General features: G+C 39.4%; 20 protein-coding genes. 14 read left to right on the forward strand and 6 right to left on the reverse strand.

Translation table 11 applies throughout. The features are described 5' to 3' along the window. Positions 1-247 precede the first annotated feature (247 nt). The 6 genes from proB (at position 248) to Q1B07_RS19035 (ending at position 6,185) form a co-directional block, all read left to right on the forward strand. Positions 248-1,348 carry a glutamate 5-kinase gene (gene proB / locus Q1B07_RS19010; RefSeq protein ID WP_299093010.1) on the forward strand — a complete coding sequence of 367 codons (1,101 nt, stop codon included), beginning with the start codon at positions 248-250 and terminating at the stop codon, positions 1,346-1,348. A gap of 13 nt (positions 1,349-1,361) precedes the next feature. Further along, a complete protein-coding gene (locus Q1B07_RS19015) occupies positions 1,362-2,609 on the forward strand; it encodes a glutamate-5-semialdehyde dehydrogenase (RefSeq protein WP_299093009.1) in 1,248 nt (415 codons plus the stop codon). Positions 2,610-2,729: 120 nt separating this feature from the next. Then, a complete protein-coding gene (gene pxpB, locus Q1B07_RS19020; protein ID WP_299093008.1) occupies positions 2,730-3,443 on the forward strand; it encodes a 5-oxoprolinase subunit PxpB in 714 nt (237 codons plus the stop codon). Continuing rightward, positions 3,440-4,468 carry a biotin-dependent carboxyltransferase family protein gene (locus Q1B07_RS19025; protein ID WP_299093007.1) on the forward strand — a complete coding sequence of 343 codons (1,029 nt, stop codon included), beginning with the start codon at positions 3,440-3,442 and terminating at the stop codon, positions 4,466-4,468. The genes pxpB and Q1B07_RS19025 overlap by 4 nt, the downstream gene beginning before the upstream one ends. Beyond that, positions 4,455-5,210, forward strand: a complete 756-nt coding sequence (locus Q1B07_RS19030; RefSeq protein WP_299093006.1) for a 5-oxoprolinase subunit PxpA — start codon at positions 4,455-4,457, stop codon at positions 5,208-5,210. The genes Q1B07_RS19025 and Q1B07_RS19030 overlap by 14 nt, the downstream gene beginning before the upstream one ends. Positions 5,211-5,270: 60 nt before the next feature. After that, complete coding sequence (locus tag Q1B07_RS19035; protein WP_299093005.1) at positions 5,271-6,185, forward strand: AEC family transporter; 915 nt, start codon at positions 5,271-5,273, stop codon at positions 6,183-6,185. 200 nt (positions 6,186-6,385) lie between these two features. Here Q1B07_RS19035 and Q1B07_RS19040 read toward each other — a convergent pair whose 3' ends face one another. After that, the gene (locus Q1B07_RS19040; protein ID WP_299093004.1) at positions 6,386-6,826 is read right to left on the reverse strand and encodes a hypothetical protein; all 441 of its coding nucleotides are present in this window, start codon (positions 6,824-6,826) and stop codon (positions 6,386-6,388) included. Positions 6,827-6,982: 156 nt separating this feature from the next. On the opposite strand from Q1B07_RS19040, the gene Q1B07_RS19045 reads away from it, so the two are divergent. Genes Q1B07_RS19045 through Q1B07_RS19055 form a run of 3 tightly spaced genes read left to right on the forward strand, consistent with a single transcriptional unit; the run spans position 6,983 to position 8,981 of the window. Continuing rightward, positions 6,983-7,306: a hypothetical protein gene (locus Q1B07_RS19045; RefSeq protein WP_299093003.1), complete on the forward strand. Its 324-nt coding sequence runs from the start codon at positions 6,983-6,985 to the stop codon at positions 7,304-7,306. Further along, on the forward strand, positions 7,306-8,559 hold the full coding sequence (locus Q1B07_RS19050) for a glutathionylspermidine synthase family protein (protein WP_299093001.1): 1,254 nt from the start codon (positions 7,306-7,308) through the stop codon (positions 8,557-8,559). Before Q1B07_RS19045 ends, Q1B07_RS19050 begins: the two co-directional genes overlap by 1 nt. 17 nt (positions 8,560-8,576) lie before the next feature. Then, complete coding sequence (locus tag Q1B07_RS19055) at positions 8,577-8,981, forward strand: DUF350 domain-containing protein (protein ID WP_299093000.1); 405 nt, start codon at positions 8,577-8,579, stop codon at positions 8,979-8,981. 35 nt (positions 8,982-9,016) lie between these two features. Here the strand turns inward: Q1B07_RS19055 and Q1B07_RS19060 are convergent, their stop codons facing one another. Next, on the reverse strand, positions 9,017-9,490 hold the full coding sequence (locus Q1B07_RS19060) for a CotY/CotZ family spore coat protein (RefSeq protein ID WP_299092998.1): 474 nt from the start codon (positions 9,488-9,490) through the stop codon (positions 9,017-9,019). 337 nt (positions 9,491-9,827) lie between these two features. Between Q1B07_RS19060 and Q1B07_RS19065 the strand changes: the two genes are divergently transcribed. The 3 genes from Q1B07_RS19065 to Q1B07_RS19075 all read left to right on the forward strand — a co-directional run bounded on the left by Q1B07_RS19065 (position 9,828) and on the right by Q1B07_RS19075 (position 14,581). Next, positions 9,828-10,292 (forward strand): hypothetical protein, encoded by a 465-nt coding sequence (locus Q1B07_RS19065; RefSeq protein WP_299092996.1) that lies wholly within the window; start codon positions 9,828-9,830, stop codon positions 10,290-10,292. A 368-nt stretch (positions 10,293-10,660) separates the two neighbouring features. Further along, complete coding sequence (locus Q1B07_RS19070) at positions 10,661-13,420, forward strand: GTPase domain-containing protein (RefSeq protein WP_299092994.1); 2,760 nt, start codon at positions 10,661-10,663, stop codon at positions 13,418-13,420. A 135-nt stretch (positions 13,421-13,555) separates the two neighbouring features. Next, positions 13,556-14,581, forward strand: coding sequence for an acyltransferase (locus Q1B07_RS19075; RefSeq protein ID WP_299092992.1), 1,026 nt, complete (start codon positions 13,556-13,558; stop codon positions 14,579-14,581). Positions 14,582-14,627: 46 nt separating this feature from the next. On the opposite strand, the gene Q1B07_RS19080 is transcribed toward Q1B07_RS19075, so the two are convergent. The 4 genes from Q1B07_RS19080 to Q1B07_RS19095 all read right to left on the reverse strand — a co-directional run bounded on the left by Q1B07_RS19080 (position 14,628) and on the right by Q1B07_RS19095 (position 19,231). After that, the gene (locus Q1B07_RS19080; protein WP_299092990.1) at positions 14,628-15,725 is read right to left on the reverse strand and encodes a Gfo/Idh/MocA family oxidoreductase; all 1,098 of its coding nucleotides are present in this window, start codon (positions 15,723-15,725) and stop codon (positions 14,628-14,630) included. Positions 15,726-15,960: 235 nt separating this feature from the next. After that, positions 15,961-16,704, reverse strand: coding sequence for a ThuA domain-containing protein (locus tag Q1B07_RS19085; protein WP_299092988.1), 744 nt, complete (start codon positions 16,702-16,704; stop codon positions 15,961-15,963). Positions 16,705-16,969: 265 nt separating this feature from the next. Next, positions 16,970-18,130, reverse strand: coding sequence for a Gfo/Idh/MocA family oxidoreductase (locus Q1B07_RS19090; RefSeq protein ID WP_299092985.1), 1,161 nt, complete (start codon positions 18,128-18,130; stop codon positions 16,970-16,972). Positions 18,131-18,208: 78 nt separating this feature from the next. Beyond that, positions 18,209-19,231 (reverse strand): LacI family DNA-binding transcriptional regulator, encoded by a 1,023-nt coding sequence (locus Q1B07_RS19095; protein ID WP_299093011.1) that lies wholly within the window; start codon positions 19,229-19,231, stop codon positions 18,209-18,211. Between the two features lie 285 nt (positions 19,232-19,516). Here Q1B07_RS19095 and Q1B07_RS19100 point away from each other — a divergent pair, with 285 nt between their 5' ends. Further along, positions 19,517-20,320: a rhamnogalacturonan acetylesterase gene (locus Q1B07_RS19100; protein ID WP_299092983.1), complete on the forward strand. Its 804-nt coding sequence runs from the start codon at positions 19,517-19,519 to the stop codon at positions 20,318-20,320. A gap of 297 nt (positions 20,321-20,617) precedes the next feature. Next, positions 20,618-24,976 carry an SGNH/GDSL hydrolase family protein gene (locus Q1B07_RS19105; RefSeq protein WP_299092982.1) on the forward strand — a complete coding sequence of 1,453 codons (4,359 nt, stop codon included), beginning with the start codon at positions 20,618-20,620 and terminating at the stop codon, positions 24,974-24,976. Positions 24,977-25,016 lie beyond the last annotated feature (40 nt).

Raw genomic sequence — 25,016 nt, forward strand, 5'->3', positions numbered from 1 at the left:
AAACCGCCGATAAATCGGAAAACTCGCCGATAAAGTGAGCAAAACCGCCGATAAATCGGAAAACTCGCCGATAAAGTGAGCAAAACCGCCGATAAATCGGAAAACTCGCCGATAAAGTACGCAATTTCGCCGATATCCCAGAAAACTCGCCGATAAACCGCGCACTTCACCCATAAACCGATATTCCGCCCCATACCCAAATTCACCAAACCAAGCAGAATTACAAAGCAAGTGGAGGAGCTTAATCATGGAAAAGAAACGGATTGTTGTCAAGATCGGTAGTAGTTCGTTAACGAATGCCAAAGGGCAAATTGATCAGGAGAAATTTTCGGATCATGTTCAGGCAGTAGCCGCTCTTCGCAAAGCGGGTCACGAAGTGCTGCTAGTATCATCAGGTGCAGTGGCAGCTGGCTTTGCGAGACTCGGCTATCCAACAAGGCCGATTACATTAAAAGGTAAGCAGGCAGCAGCTGCAGTTGGACAAAGTCTTCTTGTGCAATCATATATTGAGCAATTTAGTCAATTTGATATTATCCCTGCGCAAATTTTGCTTACACGAAATGACTTTTCGAAGCAGGATCGTTATAAAAATGCTTATGCAACGATTTCAGAGCTTTTAGAGCGGGGGATTTTGCCGATTATTAATGAAAATGATACTGTTTCAGTAGAGGAGCTTACCTTCGGTGATAATGATATGCTTTCGGCACTTGTTAGCGGTCTTGTTCATGCTGATCAGCTAATTATTTTAACTGATATTAATGGGCTTTATGATTCAAATCCACGAACGAACCCGCTTGCACAAAAAATCGACTACATTCCTGAAGTAACAGATGACATGCTGAAAGCAGCAGAAGGAGCAGGGTCGAAGGTAGGTACAGGTGGAATGAAGTCAAAATTAATGGCGGCTAAAACAGCAATATCACTTGGTGTTCAAGTGTTTATTGGCTTAGGAAAAGGAAGTCAAAAGCTGATTGAGATTATTCAGGGTGATGGAAATGGGACCTATATCGGAAAGGAAGGCTTAGCCTCAATTAATAATAGCAGGCAGTGGATCGCATTTCATTCTGAAATATCCGGTACAATCTATGTGGACCAAGGCGCTGAGGATGCCCTTGTCTATAACGGGAAAAGTCTTCTGCCTGCAGGGGTCTACGATATAAAAGGGTCGTTTGAAAAATGTGATGTTGTTGAGGTGGTTGGACCAAATGGCTTGCTGGGCAAGGGCGAGGTTCTATTTTCTTCTGATGAGCTAAAAAACATCATGGGGAAACGAAGTGAAGAATTGAGAGAGGACAAGGTTCTTTCTTCAATTGTTGTGATTCATCGAAATAAATGGGTAAAAGCATAGGGAGGGAAAAAACATGAGTGAGGTTTTACAAAAGGGAAAAGCAGCAAAGGAAGCTAGTTTTGTAATGGTAGATATGTCTACAGAGGAGAAAAATGAGGCATTAGCCAAAATAGCGGATCAGTTATTAGTAGATCAGGCGTATATTTTAAAAGAAAATCAAAAGGATCTTGAAGCTGGAAAAGAGAATGGATTATCAGATAGCATCCTGGATCGCATCATGCTTAATGAAAAAAGGATCACGGATATGGCAGAAGCGATTCGCCTATTAATCGAATTGAAGGATCCAGTTGGTGAGACATTAGAAACGATTCAAAAAGACAATGGACTTCTGATCAAAAAGAATCGTGTGCCACTTGGTGTGATCGGGATGATTTATGAAGCAAGACCTAATGTTACAGTCGATGCCGCAACGTTAACATTAAAGACTGGAAATGCGGTTATTTTAAGAGGAAGCTCATCTGCAAGCTTTTCAAATAAAGCTCTTGTCAAAACAATTCACACGGCACTAGAAAAAAGCAATGTGCCAGTGAATGCTGTCCAGTTAATTGAGGATACAAGCAGAGAAACAGCAAAAGAGCTTTTCCACTTAAAAGAATATTTAGATGTATTAATTCCTCGCGGCGGAAAAAACCTGATCGATACAGTCGTTAGAGAGTCAACAGTCCCTGTTCTTGAAACAGGCGCTGGAAACTGCCATGTTTTCATTGATGAATCTGCAGATTATAAAATGGCTGAATCAATCGTGATAAATGGTAAAACACAGCGTCCATCTGTATGTAATGCAATCGAAACGATTTTAATCAATGAAAAATGGTTTGCACAATATGGCAAGGATCTCCTCGATTCACTTCATGACCAAGGTGTTGAAATTTACGGAGATGAAGCCGTAAGAAGTGTGTTTGCTGCTGCGAAGCCAGCAACAGAAGAGGATTGGTATACAGAATATTTAGCACTTTCGATCAGTGTAAAGGTTATTCAAAGTGTTGATGAAGCAATAAATCACATTAATAAATATGGAACATATCATTCTGAGGCGATTATTACTGCCGATCAGGAACATGCTGCCAAATTCTTAAATAAAGTTGATGCTGCAGCGGTTTATCATAATGCCTCAACACGTTTTACAGATGGCTCTGAATTTGGTTATGGCGCAGAAATCGGCATCAGCACTCAAAAGCTTCATGCACGCGGTCCAATGGGATTAAATGCCTTAACCTCGAGTAAATTTTATGTATATGGAACCGGACAGATTCGTCAATAAAACGGAAAGGGGCTGTACCTCAATTAAGGGGCAAGCTCCTTTTATTTTTACACTTAACGATTGATGGTAAAATAGTCATTAGATGAATGAAATCGAGCAAATTTATTGGGAGGGGAGACTTTGATCACTTACACTATTTATCCACAAGGTGACAAGGCGGTCACCGTAAATTTTGGTGATTACATACATATAGACATACACCGTAAAGTCATCAGTTTCACTAAATACATTGAATCCCACCCGTTTTCTGGATTGCTTGAAGTCATACCAAGCTTTACATCTGTCACGATTACATATGAACCCATCATGATTGAAGCTTCTGCGACGAATAATTCTCCGTTTGATATTGTTAGTAACATCTTAAAATCAATGCTATCTGAACTCCCTGAAACAATTGACCATCCAGCAAAAACAGTGACCATTCCAGTTTGTTACGGAGGAGACTATGGTCCAGATCTTCAAGAGGTAGCTGATTACCATCAAGTAACCCAGCAAGAGATCATCAGCATCCACTCAAGTCAAGTGTATTTAGTCTATATGATTGGTTTTGCTCCAGGCTTTCCTTATTTAGGAGGGATGTCGAAAGAAATTGCTACGCCCAGAAAGGCAACACCAAGGCTAAAAATCCCCGCTGGAAGTGTTGGCATAGGCGGTGAGCAGACAGGTGTTTATCCAATAGAAAGTCCTGGCGGCTGGCAGATAATTGGCCGCACGCCGCTGCAGCTTTTTCAGCAAGATGCGAAACAGCCAAGTCTTCTGCAAGCTGGAGATCTTGTCCGAATTCAACCAATCACACTACAAGAATTTAAAAGCTGGGGGGCTGATGGCAGATGACAATGAAACTACTGGAAGCTGGTCTATCAACAACTGTTCAGGATTTGGGCAGAGTCGGCTATCAGCAATATGGTGTTGTTGTGTCAGGTGTGATGGATGAGACTGCTGCAAAAATCGCGAATGTTCTTATTGGCAATATGGAATATGACGCGGTACTTGAATTGACCTTAATCGGACCTACTTTGCTTTTTCAGCAAAATGCGCTTATTTCCATTTGTGGAGCTGATTTATCTGCAACCATTGATGGCAAACCGGCGCCAATGTGGAAACCGGTCTATGTAAAAGAGGGAAGCATTTTGCGCTTTGGCCGTCCGCAGCTAGGCTGTCGTACCTATTTGGCTGCAGCAGGGGGATTTGATCTTCCAATTGTCATGGGAAGTCGCAGTACTTACGTTAGAGGTGGGATTGGCGGCTTTCACGGTCGTCCGCTTGACAAGGGGGATGTGCTTAAGCTGAACGGAATAAAAAGCAGTCATACAAGGGTGCTAGAGCAATTCCTTTGCAAGAGAATGAATTCAGCTTCGTTTTGTACGACAACTTGGACAGTCAGCTATCAAATGAAACCTAATTATCAGAAAGATCCGGTCATCCGATTTATAAAAGGGCCGCATTTTGAACACTTTACGGAAGCAACCAAGAAACGAATTTTGAATGATGCCTATCAGGTTACATCGAATTCTGATCGCATGGGCTACCGACTATCAGGTTCACCACTTGAATTAAGCAAAAATCTTGAACTGTTATCAGAAGCAGTGACAATGGGGACCATTCAAGTTCCGAAAGATGGACAACCAATTATTTTAATGGCAGATCGTCAAACCATTGGAGGGTATCCGAAAATAGGGTATGTTGCCAGTGTTGATTTTCCTGTATTAGCACAGGTTCTGCCGGGGAATCAACTGACGTTTCAGGAAATTAGTATTCTTGATGCACAAAAGCTGTTGCTTCAAAGGGAAAAACTGTTTTCAAAATGCAAAATTGGATTAATACAAGCGTTTAGGAGGATGAATGATGGCTCGGATTGATTTGAACTGTGATATGGGTGAGAGTTTTGGCAGATATACGATTGGATCTGATGAGGAGATTATTTCTTTGATTACATCAGCCAATATCGCATGTGGCTTTCATGCAGGGGATCCAAGTACGATGAGGAAAACGATTCGCCTAGCAATGGATTACTCCGTAAGTATTGGTGCCCATCCCGGATTAAATGATTTAAACGGATTTGGAAGGAGAACGATGGCAGTGTCAGCTGCTGAGGTATATGATCTTGTCGTATACCAAATCGGTGCCATTTATGGTTTTGTCTTAGCGGAAGGGGCAAAATTAAGCCATGTGAAGCCGCATGGTGCCTTATATAATATGGCAGCTGTCAATCAAGAACTGGCTGAAGCGATTGCCGAGGCGGTATATGATATCAATCCTGAGCTGATTTTATATGGGCTGTCAGGAAGTGAAATGATCAAAGCTGGGAAAAAAATCGGATTAAAAACAGCAAATGAAGTATTTGCGGACAGAACGTATATGGAAGATGGAACGTTAACACCGCGTTCAAAGGAAAATGCCTTAATTAAAGATAAAAACCAAGCGATTTCTCAAGTGCTCAAAATGGTAATAGAGCAAAAGGTGGGCACGGTGTCTGGTGTGGAAGTGCCGATCTCTGCTGACACCATCTGTATCCATGGTGATGGCGAAAACGCTGTTGAATTTGCCAAAAAAGTAAGGAAAACCCTTTATGAACACGGGGTAGAGATAAAAGCTATTTAGAATGGAGTAGCTTTACCTTGTAAAAAAATATTTTAGATTAAGAGTAGGCATGGTGATGATATGGAATTTTTCACGATATTAATTCCGATATTTTTTATTTTTGGTATAGGATTCGTTGGGCAGAAGAAGATTGGGTTTGATACGAAGCCCTTATCGGTGATGGCGATTTATTTAATGCTTCCTTTTCTGGCTTTTCAGACATTTTATACGACGGATTTAACGATTGATTATGCAATGATGACGCTTTATACGGTGGGATTAGCCTTTTCGATTATCATTGTTATTTATGTCATTTCCTATATTAGAGGATATTCCTTAAAGAAAACATGTGGAATGATCCTAGCTTCTGCATTTATGAATAATGGTAATTATGGAACACCTCTGATTTTCTTTGCTTTTGGAGAAGCCGGACTGCATTATGCCGTTATTTTGATGGTTATTCAGCAGCTGCTTATGTGCACAGTTGGTATTTATTATGCTGCAAAGGGATCGCCTGATGGAGGCGGAATAAAAATGGCTGTGAAAGAGGTTGTAAAGGTGCCGATCGTATATGGAGCCTTGTTCGGCATCCTTTTTCATCTCCTTGAGATTCCGATCGGGAGCTCTTTTATGGAAGCGATTGAGATGGTTGGAAATGCGGCCGTTCCAACCATTATGATTATTTTAGGAATGCAGCTTGCGAAAATATCTGTAAAAAAATTAGAGTTTGCCCCGCTCTCGCTTTCCTTAGGGTTAAGACTCTTTTTATCACCAGTCATCGCGTTTGGAATTACCCTAATCCTGCCGATTGATGATTTATTAAAGCAAATTATGATTGTCCTTTCAGCAATGCCGACAGCTGCAAATACAACGCTGTATGCCTTACAATACGATACGGAACCGCAATTCGTTTCAACAGCCACTTTATTCAGTACGGTTTTAAGCTTGGTTACATTGCCGGTTGTACTCTATGTATCTAGTTTGATTTATGGATAACTGCTGCAACAACGAAATAAAGGAGACACCGCGGGCTCAGAAACCCTTTAGGCAGCTCGCGGACCACCAGCTAAAGAATTGAGGGGCTGTAGCCGTTCCAATCAACAAAAAATACAATTGGTAAAATAAAGAATAAGAGAGTCGTAAAATCTCCAACAGCAGATTCAAGCTTTTTTATAATGATCCATGAATTTAAGAGACTATGCCTTTGTCGTGTAAAGAACATATGTCGACCGGTCCTCATCAATTTCAGCAGAAATTTTTCTGTATTCTTGTTCGTCTATCCATAAAAAATCATTTCCTATCAGGGATAAAGCCTCTTCATGTGAATATAAATCATATGTATAGATGAGCGGCGACACACTATACTCCTTATAGTCACGCACTTCCAGCGTAACATGGGTATAGCTTTCGGCATGTTCAATAATTGCTTCTTCCTCATCTAATTCTACATAAATAACGTAATATTCCTTTTCAAGACTTGCTGATGTCTTATGATACACCTTTTGATCTTTAATAAAATAATCACATAGTCTTCGACAAAAAATTTCAGTTGGTTCAGAAAATTCATAATGATACAATGCAGGGTAATTTTTTTGCTCATCATTTAAACGATATTCCAATTTATAGTTTTTTTTCATATTTACCTCCAAAGTCTAGGCTATTTCTACTATACTATATGAGGGTGGAAAATGATGTATGGACTTTGTGAATTATTTAAAATTAGTTAAACAGTTTTTAAGGAGTTTACTTAATTAGATCACTAGATTGTTATTTTTACAGTGGGGGGAAGACAATTGAAGAAGACAAATAAATTATTAACTGGAATCATTTCAGCAACGATGATGACGATTTCTGGTTGCAGTAATAATGAATCATTGCCGCCTGTTCCAGAGGGAACAGATTGTGATGATTGGGAATGGGAAGCAGATGAAGGGGTTTGGGAGTGTGATGATGATACTTCATCTCATTATGGTCATTATTATTACGGCGGAAAATTCTATAATTCCAAAAGCAGCTTAACCGCAAGCTCTACTTATAAAAGCTATAAATCGAGCACTTCCTTTAAAGGAGGCGGATCTGGATTTGGTAAAGGTTCTAGCGGAGGTTTTGGCGGGTAATGTCACACTCTTTTCATTTAGAAGAGCATTTGAGCAAACGGCGTGATGCTTATAGCAAAGTCAATCATTTTTGGCACGATTTATATGACAGTGAATATGCGTTATATGATATCGCTCTAATGACAGAACAGGAAATTGCTGACATTCACATAGCGACGCGACGCATCGGCCACATTTTTTTTAAAACAGGCAACTTGCTGAGAAGTTCATCAGACGAAACATTATTACAGTTGGATCTGCCGCACAGCATCCTACCCTTTATAAGGCATCGTGCATTACCCGTTGATTCAGTCATTTCCAGAGTTGATTTAGTTCAGACAGCTGATGGGCTTAAGATGCTTGAGCTTAATAGTGATACACCTACCTTTGAAAAGGAGGCTTTTTATGTAAATGCTGTCCTATGTAAAGAGTTTGGTGTAGAAGACCCCAATAAAGGTTTAGCAGAAATGTTAGGAAAAGAAATGCGTAAAGCGTTAGCAGAAATGCTGCACCGTTCAGAGATTGACCATGAACCAAACATTGTGTTTACATCACATGAAGCTCATGAGGAAGACAAATACACGACCTTGTTTTTAATGGAAACAGCCAATGTCCCGGCAAAATATGTTCCTTTACATAAGCTGACAATCAAAAAGCAAGAAGGGTTGTATGATGATGAAGGGAATAAAATTGACCTCCTATATCGACAAACCTATCCGTTAGAGCATTTGGTTGAGGATATGGATGAACAAACAAATGAAGAAATCGGGGTACAGCTACTTGAGCTTATTGTGTTAAACAAGCTGCACATGGTGAACCCCATATCAGCATTTTTACTGCAATCAAAGGCTGTTCAAGCAGTTATTTGGGGCATGATGGAACGTGATCATGCTTATTTTACAGCAGAAGAAAAGCAATGGATTTCAACTTATTTTTTACCTACTTATCTGGAAGAGGACATTTTCTTAAAGAGTGGTGTGAAGTATGTCAAAAAACCAAGTTTTGGTCGAGAAGGAGACACCGTATCCATTTACAAAGGGAAAGAAAAAATCTTAGAGGATGCTCATAAAACTTATGATAAATCATTGCCTGTTTTTCAAAAGTATATAGATCTGCCTGCCCAAGAAATAAAAACATGTGATGGAATGAACGAAGGAAAAGTGCTAATTGGAAGCTTTTTAATCAATGGAAAACCATCTGGCATCGGGTTAAGGGCAGGGAAGCAAATTACCGATAATAATGCCTATTTCTTGCCAATTGGACTAAAACGTTAAAGAAGGGACATGAGAATATGTCATTTTTAGATTTGTTTTTATCGACAATATCCTATATTGGAGTAGCTGTTGTGCTTTTAATCATTGGAATTGCCCTATTTGAAGTCACAACAAAGAATAAGGAATTTGAATTAATCAAAAACGGAAATAAGGCAGCAGTTTATGCTTTTGGCGGACGGATTTTAGGTTTAGCGATTGTCTTGTATTCATCTATTTCGAACTCTGTCAACATTTTAGATATGGTGGTTTGGGGAAGTGTCGCTATTGTTATTCAGATCATTATCTTTTATGCAGCCGAGCTGCTGACTCCAAAATTTAATATTACAAAAGCCATTGACGAGGATAATCAGGCAGTAGGCTTATTTTTATTATTTTTATCTGTTTCTATTGGCTTGATTATTGCTGCATCACTTACTTATTAACCAGTTAGAATGAAAGCGGGTGACCATTTATCATGTCATCCGCTTTTCTCGTCATGTTCCTCTTTATTTTCCTCCACTACCATCCCAGGATCAAAGTACTTGATTGCACTATAGCTAGCGGGGTCAATTGTCACGACCTCATCTGTTTCCGTTACAAAAGCGATCTCATATATTTTACCGATTTTTACATGTTCTAATTCTTCATCCCAGATAGACAAATTTGGACGTAGTAACCCTAGTGTCGCACAGCCTGTATCATGTTCCAGTTTAACAATTTTAAAGAAGACTGTTGCAAAATAATTAGTTGTTTCAGCTTTTCCCCATGTGAAAAAGGGATCTCCTTTTTGTGTTTGCAGGATAAAAGGAATGGTTTTATAGGCTGGAGCCTCAATTAATTTATGAGTTGATCGTAAATACTCAGCTCTTTCCTGCATTTGCTTGATTTTTTTTAGCGCATGCCAAATTGACGGCAGCGTATTTGCGTATTGCTTATTTGCATTTTCAGTCATCACTAACATCACCATCTTTCTTTAAAAACAATTTACGATAGGATATTGAATTTCTTAAAAATTGGTGTTAGTTCAATGTTAAACAGGCTTGTTTTAAGGAAAATTCATGAGAATGTTATGTTTTTTGTCATATTTTTACTTTTTTATTAATTTAGAATAGAATTGGAAGGCTTTGTAAATAGTAATAAGCAAAGAATGCGTGAGAACACACCACTAATTTTCATGAAAGTTAGATGTTTTAGACGTTAGCCAGTGTATTTTGAATGTTTGTATAGCAACTAACCATTGAATGAACTTTGAACGAAATTTTTAAAAATGAAGAATAGGAAGCTTTAATATGACGTCAAAAACAGAAGCAATATTTTGGAGCATAGCATTACCGGGTTTTGCCCAAATACTTAATCGAAAACTGTTAAAAGGCTTTGTCTTTATCTTTTTAGAATTCCTTATTAATGTTAACAGTAATTTTAACACAGCCATTATGGCTAGCTTCTTAGGGGAAATTGACAGAGCCGTAAACATTGTTAATTATCAGTGGCTCATGTTTTATCCATGTGTCTACATGTTTGCGATGTGGGACGCATTTAAAGATGCTGAGGGAGATAGATCACCATATTCATTTTTTCCCTTTGTCTTTGGTGCTTATTTTGTTACGGTCGGCTTAATGTATTCACCCGTTTTTAAAATAAATGGCGTTTTATTAGGACCTATCTGGCTGCCAATCCTTTCGCTTATTCCTGGCTTACTTGTTGGGTACATTATTTGGATGATTATTTACTTTGTTAAGAAGAATAAAAAGTGAACGTCTATCCCGCCTTTCTACCCAAGCATGTAGATAACGTTTTTACCAACTGCCTGAATACTCCATTTACTCTTTATTTTTATTTTTATTCTTATTACCCCAATAAAACCAAAGCCTTTTTCGAAATTTATATGAAGGTTTAGGTTTTTTGTTCTTTTTTAAAGGGTAGTAAAGTATAAATGATCGTAATTAAAATCAAATTTACATTTTATCAAGGCGTATTTCTGCTAAAATAAATGGATAGTGATACTTATCACGCATAAACCCCCACATTCAATGCTTTGTCGGATCAAAATCTTTAGGTAGACCCAAACCATATCTTTAATACAAGTTTTTAGATTATCTTTCATTTTTTGCAGGAGGATACCATGACATCGGAACAACAATTAATTCATAAGACTTTTTATGAGACGTTTTTGACTGATCATGATCAAAGACGGCCTTCTCAAGTGCTTGGAGAAGCTTATTATGAGGAGCAAAATCGTGATGAAAGCTTTGATTTGTCCTATATTCGTTATGCCCAGGGAGAAATTTATTACCATGATCAGGATTATGAAGCAGCCATTTTTAAATGGGAGAATATAAAAAATGAGCTAGAGCCATGGGCCATGATGAATATTGGGGATGCTTATTATCGACTAGGACTGCTTTCTTCTGCTGAAGATAAATACACGTCGATCGAAACAGAAGACAAAATATTAAGCAGTGAAGTGGCGCTTAAGCTTTTTTCGCTTTATCAAGAAAGAAATAAGGTGGAAAATGCTTATGACATTATTAAAAAGGTCTTACATATTAACCCAGATTATCCGCAGGTTACAAGAATCGCCAGGGACTTTTATGAAGAAAAAAATGATACAGACCATGCAGTTAAGCTTGCGGTTTCTGAATCCATTCGAACAGAGCGGGAAGAATGGTTCCAGGTATTAATTTCGTATGTGAAAGCAGGATATACGAAACAGTTTGAGCCTGAATTTTTTGCCGAAGCAATGTTAACGTTATTTGAAGCAAGTAAGAGCTCCTTTGCCCAATTTATTGGAGCATTGTGGGAAAGCTATCGAAATGAAACATCATACCTAACATGGCTAAAAACAATCAATGATTTCTTTTTTTCAGTCGACCTTGAAGAGAATGACTATTCTTGGGGTCAGACCACAGTGTTATTTGAAGAGACATTTCTTGAGTTAACAGATGGTTCTTATTATTTAAGAGAGCTGCACGATGTGATCCCGAATTTATTGGCAAATTGGCTGATGCTTTCAACTCGTGCTAATGGATTATTCCCTTCCGCAACCGTGTTGGCTTGGAATGAAATCTTTCCTGGTACTGTACTTCCAGATGCTGTTTATAAAGCAGAGACCATTATTTTTGAAGCTGACAACGGACAAAGCGGCATAGAAAATGCGCTGCAGCTTTATAATATAATTAATGCATGGGCAGAAACTCATTCTGTTGGGGTTGATCATAAAATAAATTGGTGGATGAAAGAAATGATCAATCCAAAAATAAAACATCATTTCCTTTTAGCTGGAAAAGCAGGAAGCGGAAAAACAACGTTTGTGCATTCTTTATTAGGTGATCAGCCATTCAAAGGGTCGACATCTTCCCTAGTGGTTCTGCATGATGATGATGAAATCTCAATGGAGCATATTTCAGCTGCTGAAAAACGACCTGTTCACAATCAACGTGAGTTAGTAGAACTTATGCAGGGGGAGGATCCTGAGCTCTTTCTTGTGAAGCGTCCATGTATATTCTTGCATGAGAATCAATGTGCAATCATTGATACACCGCCTGTAAATGGAAGCGTGGAAATGAGAAATGAACTTTTTGATTCCCTGCTTTTAGCTGACGGAATGCTCTATGTTCTTGATGGAACTTCTCCATTAACTGATAGAGAATATGATGTTTTATCCCAAATGAAAAAGTTTGCACCAAGCTTAAACGTCCACTTTTTGTTAAATAAAGTTGATTTAATAGCAAGTGATTCGGATGCTAAAGCCATTTCTGATGAAGTTAAGGCAAAAATAGCCTCACTTTATCCTGAAGCAGACGTTTTACCATATTCGTCCTTGCATCCTTTCCACCAGCAACTGAGCCAGCTTTCAACATTTATCAATACGCATTTCCAATATGATGTAAAAGAAAAGCAAGAGAAACGGACAGCAAAAGTATTAACACTCATCCGTAAAAGTTTAGCTAGTCTTTTACAAAAACGTGTTGATATGGAGAAGGGCTTGATTGACTCTATCCAGTGGAATGAAGATCTCTTAGGAAGGTTAAAGGGCTTTACAAATAAACTTACTGACCTTCAGCAGGAAAAAGTTGCTTCCATTTTAAAAGCATATAACGACTTTTTGAAAGAAAGCAAAGCTGAAGCAAAGGTGACCATTCCGAAAATGTTAAGGGAATGCAGTGAGCTGATTAAAGAAGACAGCGATCTTAAACAAATTCATCTTGTTCTAAATGAAAGTATGAATGCTAAAATTCAGGACTATTTTGAACAGCATATGCTACCAAAAATATGTGAAAGACTTGAAGATTGGATCACAACTTCTCAAGAAGAATTGCTTGATAGTCAAGCATACTTAGCTGAAATGAGCGAAACTTTTAATGATATTTATCAGGAAGAAAAGCTGCTATTGCAATGTGAGTTTACGATTATAGACGATTGGCGCCGTGATATTAATCGGATCACAGGTAGAATGCATTATGAAAAAGAAAATATTATGCTCAAGAATAAACCGGCTCAGCTCATTTTAAAAAGTGCTGGCAAATTATTTGGAGCGATCAATCAAAATAAAATGATGCTTGTTAATCAATATAAGAAGTATGTTGAAAGTGAAACATATGAGGATGTGACAAAATCCATTGTCACAAAAATCTTCTTGCCGTTTGAATTATTTGAAAAAGGATTAAGCCAAGATGTTTCTTCATTCTTTACTGGACCAATTCATGAGGTGAAGGAAACCATCGAAGAAACAGAGACAACGATTCAAGAGGGCAAAGAAGGGCTAAGCGAGATGAAAGCAAACCCAGAAATCTTCTATGATCCGTTGAAATTATTTGAGGTTAATCTTCTTCAACAGGAATTTATGCTTCGGGCAAAAAGAGATTATAGTCATACAGGATGATTGAATGACTGAGTTTGTATGGAAGAGCAGTTCTTCTGTACAAAGCTCAGTCTTTTTATATAAACGGAATGATTACTCTAAGATGGCAAATAATAAAAGGGCATATTCATATTTTAAAAGTCTCTAGGAGGCAAAATGGACAGGAATTATGCCATAGATTTTATTAAATTTTTCGCGATATTAGCAGTAGTCACTATTCACACTGTCCCAAAGGATAGCATCTTTGGACTGTTCGTTCTTGATAATCTTTCTAGATTTGCTGTTCCTTTTTTCTTTTCAACATCAGGCTATTTATTCGGGAAAAAAATGAAGCGAGATGGAAAAACTTTCAGGTACTTTAAAAGATATGTGCTTAAAATCTTAAAACTTTACGTTTGCTGGGTAGTTTTCTATGCCATGTATGATATTCTCATACTCGTCTTAAGCAGTCATGATTTACAGAGTGATGTAATGGACTATGTTAAAAATTTTACATTGCTGAATGTATTGTATTACGGAAAAGGGACAAGCGGATACCAATTATGGTTTTTACCCGCTTTAATATGGAGCATCACCATTATTTATCTCTTTTTTAAGATGAAGAAGATAAACATTCTCATCATCGTTGCATTTGTATTGAACATAATAGGGCTTTTTGGGCAATCCTATGCTATCTTTTATGAATTTCCACTAAACACCCGTGATGCTTTATTTATTGGCATATTTTATACGACGTTAGGTTTTTTCTTTGCGTTAAATCTTGAATCAGATGTTAGTCATTTAAGCAGGAAAGCATATCTGTCATTTGTTTCGCTTTTTTGTATTCTTCAAGTTGTCGAAGGCTTTATTTTAGAAAAGGTGATTGAGGCAAAAAACGGAGAATACTTTATTTCCACCATCTTTTTAACATTCTCACTATTTTCCTACATCTTAACGAATAAACAGCTGGGGAAGGGCAGGTTTCTTACAAGGATTGGAGCAAATGCTTTAGGGATCTATGCGATTCATGTCTTTTTTATTGATATGATCGATAAGACGTTAAGCTTTTTGCACTTGAATTCCTTTTCAGGTCATTTCGTCTGGAAACTAGTTGATACTGTCATAGTGTTTAGTTTATCCTATCTTGCGTATGGTTTTCTTCAACATGTGAAAGATCATATAGATCTGGGGAAATCGAATTAGCAGTAACAAGCGCCCAAAGCAACTGCTCTGGACGCTTTTGTTTATTTTATTTAGAAGCTTGTTGTTCAACAGCTAAAGATTCAGGTCTTTCACACGTACTTTCCATATGATAATGTGTACCATTATCTGACGCATCATGGAAACCGTGCATGGCTTCTAATACATGGAAGGCCAAATCTCCATTTGCACGGAATTTGCCTCCTTCAATGATTGCCATAGCCATATCAGCCACACCTAAACCGCGGCTGTTTTGGGAATATCCATATGATAAGGGAACCTCGACAAATTCTTTTTCATCACGTTTTCTTATCTTGACAGGACCGCCGAACGTATTCGGGTCTGGAACAAGCAGAGTGCCCTCGCTTCCGTAAATTTCAATTGGAGGTAGGGAGGTGCCGCCAAAGGCATCAAAGCTTGTTGTAATCGTCCCAATGGCACCAGATGCAAAATCAATGACACCGGAAATATGTGTCGGAGTTGCTACATTAATTTTCGTGCCGGCTTTCGGTTGGCTGCTGATTGTACGTTCCGGGTAACTAATTCGGGCTGAACCAGAGATTCTTTTAATCGGTCCTAATAATGAAACCAGTGCTGTTAAATAATAAGGACCCATATCAAACATTGGGCCGCCGCCAATATCGTAATAAAAGGCTGGGTCTGGATGCCAATGCTCATGTCCTCGGCCAATCATAAATGCAGATGCGCCGATTGGTTCCCCGATTTCTCCTTTTTCAATAAGATGAATAGCTGTCTGAATCCCAGCGCCTAAAAAGGTGTCAGGTGCACTGCCAACTAAAAGCTGATGCTTATTAGCTGTTTCTAAAATTTGCTGACCTTCTTCGCGTGTAACAGCAAGAGGTTTTTCTGTATAAACATGCTTGCCTGCTTCAAGGGCCTGGATACAAACAGCTGCGTGTGCTTTCGGTATCGTTAAATTAATAACTAATTGAATGTCAGGATCAGAAAGAAGTTCTTCAACAGAACAAGCCTTTGGAACGCCGTATTTTTCTGCTTGAGCTTGTGCACGCTGCTCATCTAAATCCGCACAGGCTATAAGCTCAAGATGATCGAACTTTTGTACATTCTCCATGTAAATGGAACTAATATTTCCGCAGCCAATAATACCAACTTTTAGCTTTTTCATAGTGTAACCCTCCATTGTTTTTATTCTATATAAGCATTGTTATAGTGAGTTAGGGCATGGAGCCTTGCGCTTTTCTTAAAAGGTAAGAAAGTATAAAATTTTAACTTAGTTTTTGTGTCTAGCTCCAGCGCCTAGCCCCTCTAGGGTCTAGCCACTCATGAATTGAAGGCAAAGAACACCTTCTATTCATGAGCGTCTTATTTGCCCTAGGCTGATCAAGGCGCTTGCACTTTTCTTATTGACTATCTCCCATTCCAGTGTAAACTCTTCCATTTCCGATGCTTGATGCACCAGAAGCTGCCAATTCTAGAGCTCGTTTCTTTCCTTCGGCAGCCCATAGGAAGCCGCGGCGCATAATGAGGGAAACCTCTGGCATGGCTACGATATTTGCTTGATGGCCTAATGAATTATAGAAGACATGTCCTTGTCCCCATCGTTTTGTCCATACGACAGGCATATCAACAGCTTTATTTGTTGCATGCGGGCCATCAACAACCGGGAAGCGTGTAGTGGCTAGAACCTCTACAGCCGGGTCCACATGAAGGTAATATTGTTCACTTACCACTTTAAAGTCTGTTAACCCTTCTAACAGCGGACTTGTCGAATGCTTGATATTGACCATATATTCCACACCATCATTACCAGGATGTGCTACCCAATTTCCGCCAGTCATAAACTGCCAGTCAACATTGTTACGGAAGGAATCACACATTCCGCCATGACATCCAGCTAAGCCGACGCCATTCATAACAGCTTCAGAAATATTTACCACATATTTCTTTTCAATTTCTCCCATCGTCCAGTGGGGAACGATTAAATCTAGTGATTTTAGCTTATCGGGATCTGCATAAGAATCTAGTGAACTTGAAACCTCTACTTGAAAGTTTTCCTCCTCCAGAATTCTTTTGAAAATCTCTGCAACTTCTTCTGGTTGATGACCATCCCAGCCTCCCCAAACGATTAATGCGCTTTTCTTCATTTGAAAACACTCCTTTTTTCTAAAATTAATAAGATTTCAGGTAGCAATTTTGCAACTTATGAAAGGAATCTTGCAACTTTTTGGATTATTCTAATATTCTCCTTTAAAAAGTTCTTTGTACTGTGGATAAGCGCCTTCGACATCCAGCTCCAGCGCCTAGCCCCTCGAGGTCATAAGACGAATTGGAACTGAAGGCAAAAAACGCCTTCTATTCCAATTCGTCTTATGCTTGTCGGGGCTGATCAAGGCGCTTCCGCTTTTGGTTTTAAACGTCAGAAATCCTAATCCACTGTCGTTTATCAATTGAAAGATCAACCGCTTCCAAAACTTGTTGGCATTTTACGCCATCTTTGAAGTTCGGGACAGGCTGACGGTTTTCGCGGAGTGCTTCCATAAGCTCAACAACTTCGTGTATAAACGTATGCTCATATCCGATTGTATGTCCAGGCGGCCACCAGTTTTCAGCATAAGCATGAGCAGGGTCTGTAGCCAATACGCGACGGAAGCCTTGAACATCCTCTCTGTCATCGGTGAAATAAACCTGAAGTTCATTCATTCGTTCGAAGTCAAAGATGACACTGCCTTTTGAGCCGTTTATTTCAAATGAATTTGTGCAGCGATGGCCTGAAGCATAACGGGTTGCTTCAAAGCTTCCTAAGGCACCATTAGCAAACCTGGCTAAAAACAGTGTAGCATCATCAACGGTTACTTCACCTTTTTCTGCATTTTCATTGCCGGTAGCAGATAAGCCAGTCATGTTCGTTGGAATTGGACGCTCTTTAATAAATGTATCGCTCATCCCGATGACTTCATCGATGTCACCGATTAAATAATGAGCCAAGTCAATGAGATGTGCGCCTAAATCTCCATGCGAACCTGAGCCTGCAACCTCCTTTTGGAGTCTCCATGCTAGCGGGAAGTTTGGATCCACCAGCCAATCTTGTAAGAACCATGCGCGGAAATGATAAATATCGCCTAATTTCCCTTCGTCAATCAGTTTTTTCGCTAACATGACAGCTGGAGCAAATCGATAATTGAACCCGACCATATGCTTAACCCCGGCCGCTTCTACAACTTCAAGCATTTCTCTTGAATCCTTCAATGTAAGCGCTAACGGTTTTTCGCAAAAAACATGCTTGCCAGCTTGGGCTGCGGCAATCGTTATTTCTTTATGTACATCACTAGGTGCATTGATATCAATTAAATCAATATCATCTCTTTCTAAAAGACTTTGCCAATCTGTTGTATATTCCTCCCAGCCGAATTGTGCAGCAGCTTCGGCTACTCCAAGTGCATTCCGTCCGCAAATCACCTTCATCTCAGGGTGAAGTGTTTTTGGGAAAAATAATGGTAGGTCGCGATATGCATGACTATGTGCTTTACCCATAAATTTATAGCCGATCATGCCAACTCTAATCTTATCCATACTAATCTCCTTTTCTTATTTGTATTTTTATAGTGAAAATCTAGCGCCGATGATCATTCACTATTTTTTCTAACGGCGCTAGAGCGATGATGCTCGTTCGATCAAGGTAACTGGCAGCCGTTGAATGCCAGCTATTTTGCCTTCATTGGAAATGAGCTGAAAAACCTTTTCTGCCGCCATTTGCCCCATTTCAAATAGCGGAACCTTTACAGTGCTAAGTGGAGGGGATGTCATTTTGGCGATTTCTGAGTCATCATATCCAATTAATGCGTAATCATGGCCAGCTGTATATCCGTGTTCACTTAATCCTTGCATAAGTCCAATTGCCATGCGGTCATTTGCTGCAAAGATTGCTTTATAGTCTGGCAGCAATGGTGCAATTTCAGCAGCAGCTTGAAAACCGCTTTTCCTACTGTAGTTTCCTTTAAAAATGATTTTCTCATTGAATGCTACTTCAGCTTGACTGATCGCTTTTATATATCCTTGTAACCTTTCGGCACTATTAGAAAATTCCATAGGGCCATTTAAAAAGATGACATGTTCAAAGCCTTTCCTTAGCAATGAGGACACTGCTTGGAAGCTGCCGTCCACATGGTCAGCATCAATTGAGTGGAAGGAATGGCCAGAAAATGTTTGGTTAACAAGACAGTAGGGAAGATGTAAGTCATGAAGCTTTTCAAGCGCATCAACTTCACCAGGAATATTTTTAGAGCCAAGGATAATGCATCCATCTACTCTTTGAGAACGAAACAGCTGTACATAGTCTTTTGGCTCATCAGGTGATTGAAATAAAAGCAGCAAGCCATAGCCTAATTCACCGAGCCTGGCACCAATCCCGCTTAGCAGTTCAGAAAAGTAATGGGTTGACATTAGGTTAACCTTTGGCAAATACGGAACAATCACACCGATATTGTTGCTTTTCCCCCTTGCAAAACTTTGCGCGATTGCATTTGGGTGGTAGTTAAGCTCTTTGGCTGCTTGCAAGACTTTGCGTTTTGTTTCTTCCCGCAAAGGGCCGATATTATTAAAAACACGTGAAACAGTGGCTTCAGATACACCTGCCAGTTTCGCCACTTCTTTTCTGTTAGCTAAGACATTCACCTCCAAAAAAAATGTACACGCGTACATTTTCTCTATTATTCTATGATTTGTCAATTGGTTTTTTGAAATTTTCAAAATCTTTTTTAGAATGATGAAATGATGTTTATAAATGGCTAAAATAAATCCAATTCAGCATGAAAAGTATTACATGTCTAACCTGTTATAGGTTATGATAAAAAAGTGAATATTTGTTCTTAAAGATAAAGTGATGCAAAACTCAACGTTAATTGAAGTGCTGAAATACCAGACAGTTTAAACGAGAAAAAGATATAAAAGGGGAAGGAATTGAACCATTTGTTAAAAAAAGGGAAGAACAAGAGGTATATTGCAATATTCCTAAGTTTGCTTTTATTGTTGGTTTCCGTGCCTGTTGTATCAATGAAGCTTCCCGTCCGGACATCAGGAGAACATCCAACGGTTTTTATAGCAGGGGATTCAACAGTGCAAACATATTCTGAAAAATGGAAACCAAGAGCTGGCTGGGGGCAAATGCTGCCACATTTTTTTAGTCCTGAGATTTCCTTTAAAAACTATGCAATCAGGGGAAGAAGCTCAAAGTCATTTATCAATGAAGGCAGACTAGATAAAATATTAAGACATATAAAGCCAAATGATTATTTATTAATCCAATTTGGTCATAATGATGCCAAAAAACACCGCGATGATCTTTACACATCTGTGCATGAATATAAAAATTATTTAAAGCTATACGTCAATGGAGCTCGAGCCCGTGGCGCAATACCTATATTAGTTACGCCTGTAGGCAGAAGAGATTTTCACAAGGAAACAGGTAAATTTAAAAGCAGCTTTCCCGAATATGTCAAAGGAATGAAAGAGGTCGCAGCTGAGCTTGATACCTCGCTCGTGGATTTAAGCCTTCTAAGCATTGCCTACTATGACCGAATAGGACCAAAAGGTACACTTTCTGTCTTTTTACATATCGAACCAGGGGTGTACAAAGCTTATCCTAATGGGGCTAAAGATGATACACATTTCCAGGAATATGGGGCTAATCAAATTGCGTACTTGATGGCTCACGCAATAAAGGATCTGGATGTTCCATTATCAAATTATGTAACGATAAAATGAACGAATAAAAGTCTCCTATTATGGAGGCTTTTTATTCGTTCTTTTTACACTGGAAAATAGGACATTTAGAACAAAATGCTAAGTTGTATAGTCCTAAGGTCATAAAAATAGTGTTAGTTAAATAGATTCATTTTTTAGATCATATCTGTTTTTTAAACAACAACATCTGTTTTTTATATATCCAATAAATGGACAAGCGGATAATATTTACCTGTAAGCGCTTTCTATTAGTGGGATGGAGGTGAAGAATCGAAATGGAAGGGTGCTTATATTATATATTGAAAGGATGGAAACTTATTGGCCACGAAACGAACAAACAAAGTAAATAAGATTTTTGCAATGCTTCTTAGTTTATTACTCCTATTGTCATCAGTTCCAGTTTTTCCCCATCAAGCGAATGCAGAAGAGTTTGAAGTAAAGAAATTTGATTTTGGTACTGAAACGGGCCCGGTTATGGAGGGCTATACAAAGGTTACTCCTGAAACAGGTTATACGGCCGAAAGCAAATATGGTTTTGCCGATCCCTCCAAGGTAACAGCTTTCGATCGGACTGGTTCTGATCCATTAAAATCAGATTATATCACAACTATAGAAACCTCCTTCAATGTTGATCTGCCTAAAGGAGATTATTCAGTTACCGTGATTTCTGGTGATGAACAAGAAGCGACTGAAATTGGCGTGAAGGCTGAAAGCATCCAGAAGATCCAAAATACCTCAATTCAATCAGGCCAATATATTGAACGTACGTTTGAAATCGCACTCATAGATGGACAACTTACCATCGAATTTACCGGTTCAGCACCAAAATTAAATGGACTAATTATTGAAAAGCTTCCAGAACGTACAGCGGGTGAGCACCCAACCGTATTTATGGCAGGTGACTCTACTGTTCAGACTTATGATGAATATTGGCGTCCAGAAGCGGGCTGGGGTCAAATGATTTCTCGTTTTTTCAGCTCTGAGCTTGCCTTTGATAATCATGCCATCGGCGGAAGAAGTACGAAGACTTTTTATAATGAGGGCAGACTTGATACAATTTTGCGAAATATAAAACCGAATGATTACCTATTAATTCAGTTTGGGCATAATGATGCAACCATCAGTCGACCTGAACGCTATACTTCTGTTCCTGATTATAAAGAATATTTACGAACATATGTGAATGGTACTCGTCAACGTGGAGCAGAGGCCATTTTGGTTACGCCTGTTGGCCGCAGAGATTTCAACGCAGATACAGGCAAATTTAATGTCAGCTTTCCTGAATATGTTCAAGGAATGAAGGAAGTTGCTGAAGAGCTTGATGTCCCATTGGTTGACCTAAGCTCTTTAAGTGTTGCTTATTATGATTCGATCGGTCCAGAAGGAACACTTTCTGTTTTTCTTCATACAGAGCCGGGGATGTATCCAGCATTTCCGAATGGTTCACAGGATAATACTCATTTCCAAGAATATGGTGCTATTCAAATTGCCAGATTGTTATCTGGCGGTATTAAAGAACTAGAGATTCCATTATCATCCTATGTTATTGATATTAAACCACCTGTAGCTGTACCGAATAAGCCAACTGGTTTAGTGGCAAGTAATATCAGCAACGCAGGAGCTGTTTTGACTTGGAATGAGGTGGAAACAGCAGATATTTATAAAGTTTATCGCAAACCTTCAACTGAATCCACCTTTGATTTAATCGGAACAGCAACGGTTCCAAGAATAAGCATGACAGGAATGGAGGAAGGTAAATCCTATGATGTCGTTGTAACGGCGGTTAACGGCAAAGGTGAATCTGAGAAATCTGATGTTGTTACCATCCAAACAAAACAAGCTACAATAAAATTTGATTTTGGCTTAGCTGGTACGCCAGTGGCTGAAGGCTATACGGAAGTAAATCTTTCAACATTATATACTTCTGAAAGAGGCTTCGGAATTGTCGATGCAACAGGGATGATCGGCAGGGATCGCGGAACAGGCGGTGACCTTCTTCGTGACTGGCTTGGTTATTTCAATGTTGGCTGGAAATTTAATGCAGATGTACCAAACGGGCTTTATGCCGTAAAAGTGTATGTAGGAGATTTCTCAGGAAGTGCTAGAACAACTGTTCAAATCGAAGGACAGGATTATGGACAAATTTCAGCACCGAAAAATAACTATACAGAGAAGCTGATTCCTGAAGTATCTGTTAAGGATGGCCAAATGAATTTTCAGTTTGGCGGTTCAACAGGGATTGTCAATGGTGTGGATCTGACACCAATATTGCTCGCTCCTTCAGAACTTAAGGTGGAGGAAAAAAACCTTGATCCTTCAAAACCTTCTGTCACCCTTTCATGGAAATCAGTTGAGGATGCGGAGAAATACAATGTTTATCGGAAAGTGGCTGGCACAGATGCAAATGAATTGGTTGGCCAATCGGAAACAAATTTCTTTAAAGATACATCTGTTAATGTTGGTCTAAAATATGAATACACAGTTACAACCATCGACAGGGCGAATGTGGAGACGGTTCCATCTATGCCGTTTGAGGTTTCCATGATTGACCCTTCCCAGCCAGTACCAGAAGCACCAAAGAATCTAGAAGTAGCAAAAGTGAAAAAACATGATCTTACTATTAAATGGGATAAGGTGGAAGATGCGATCACATACAATATTTATCGTTCAGAAAAAGCTGATGGAGAGTTCGTCTTAGTTGGCAAAACGGATAAGACAAGATATATCGATGAAACTGTGTTGACAACCATTCCTTATTATTATAAGGTTGCAGCTGTTAATGCAGGTGGAATTTCAGAGCTATCAGAAACTATTAAAACACCAGCTGTTACGGTGTTGAAACGGCAAATGGAGGATTTAGGCCGTTCACCGGTTGCGGTACAAACGGAGGAAGGTGTGTTTGTCAGCTGGAGGCTATTAGGAACAGACCCAGACACAGTAGGCTTCCATATTTATCGGGATGGCGAGAAAATAACCTCTTCACCAATTACAGACAGCACGAACTATTTGGATAAATCTGGAAAAATGGATTCAATCTATGAAATTCGAGCAGTTGAAGCTGGAAAAGAACTAAAACAACAAGAGACAACAAAGGTTCTCAGTAAAAATTATTTAGATGTGCCCCTGCAAAAGCCAGAGGATGGGATAACACCACTTGGTGATCCATATTCCTATCGTGCAAATGATGCAAGTGTTGGAGATCTTGATGGTGATGGAGAATATGAATTGGTGTTAAAATGGGATCCAACAAATTCAAAGGATAACTCTCAAGCAGGGTATACCGGGAATGTTTATATTGATGCCTATGAGCTTGATGGAACATTAAAATGGCGCATTGATTTAGGGAAAAACATTCGGGCTGGAGCTCACTATACCCAATTTTTAGTTTATGATTTTGATAGTGATGGAACAGCTGAAATTGCCATGAAGACAGCGGATGGAACGATTGATGGTCAAGGAAATGTCATCGGAAGAGCAGATGCAGATCATCGCAATAGCTCGGGATATATCTTGCAAGGAGAGGAATTCTTAACGGTCTTTGATGGCAAGACAGGCAAGGCGCTTCAATCTACAAACTATGAACCGCCACGCGGTGATGTCGCTTCATGGGGAGATTCATACGGAAACCGTGTCGATCGGTTTTTAGCCGGGGTTGCTTATCTTGATGGAGAACGCCCAAGTATCGTGATGGCACGCGGTTATTATACAAGAACGGTGTTAACTGCCTATAATTGGAGAGACGGACAGCTGACAAAACAGTGGACGTTTGACTCTCAAGAGGAAGGAAACCGCGAATATGCCGGACAAGGATACCATTCTTTAAGCATTGCTGATGTTGATAAGGATGGGAAGGATGAAATCGTATACGGCCAAATGGTTGTGGATGATGACGGTACAGGATTATATACAACAGGCTTAGGTCATGGTGATACTCTTCATGTAAGTGATTTCCTCCCAGAACGCCAAGGGCTTGAAGTATATGCTGTACAAGAAAATAAAAGTGCGGAATATGGCTATGATATGCGGGATGCTGCAACTGGTGAAATCATTTGGGGCCAAAAAACAGGCCAGGATACAGGCAGAGGCCTGATCGCAGATATTGATCCAAGACATGCTGGTGCAGAAGCATGGGCCATTTCAGGTGCGTGGAACAGCCAGGTTGGCGGTTTGCATACAGCAACAGGCGAAAAAATTTCTGATCGTATTCCTACCTCTAATTTTGCGATTTGGTGGGATGGTGATTTACTTCGCGAATTAGCTGATCACCAATACGATGAAGCAAAAGGCGCAGGAGCAGGTAAGATCGACAAATGGGATTATGAAAATAACAAGCTAGTAAACTTGCTTACTGCAGAAGGAACCCTTTCTAACAACTCAACGAAAGGTACTCCGGCGCTGCAAGCAGACCTATTTGGCGATTGGCGTGAGGAAATCATTTGGCGTACAGAAGATAGCAGTGCATTACGCATCTTTACGACAACAGAGCAAACAGATCATCGCCTCTTTACGCTCATGCATGATCCGCAATACCGATTAGCGATTGCATGGCAAAATGTCGGGTACAACCAACCGCCGCATCCAAGCTTTTTTATCGGTGAGGGAATGGAGAAGCCCCCAGCACCTAGTATTGATGTAGTGGAAAGCAAAAGACCTGATACAACATCTCTTAAAAAATAAAAAAAGTAAGATTATTAGGTTTATGATATTCAAACAGGGG

The organism is uncultured Metabacillus sp., from assembly GCF_947503125.1.
Lineage (GTDB): Bacteria > Bacillota > Bacilli > Bacillales > Bacillaceae > Metabacillus.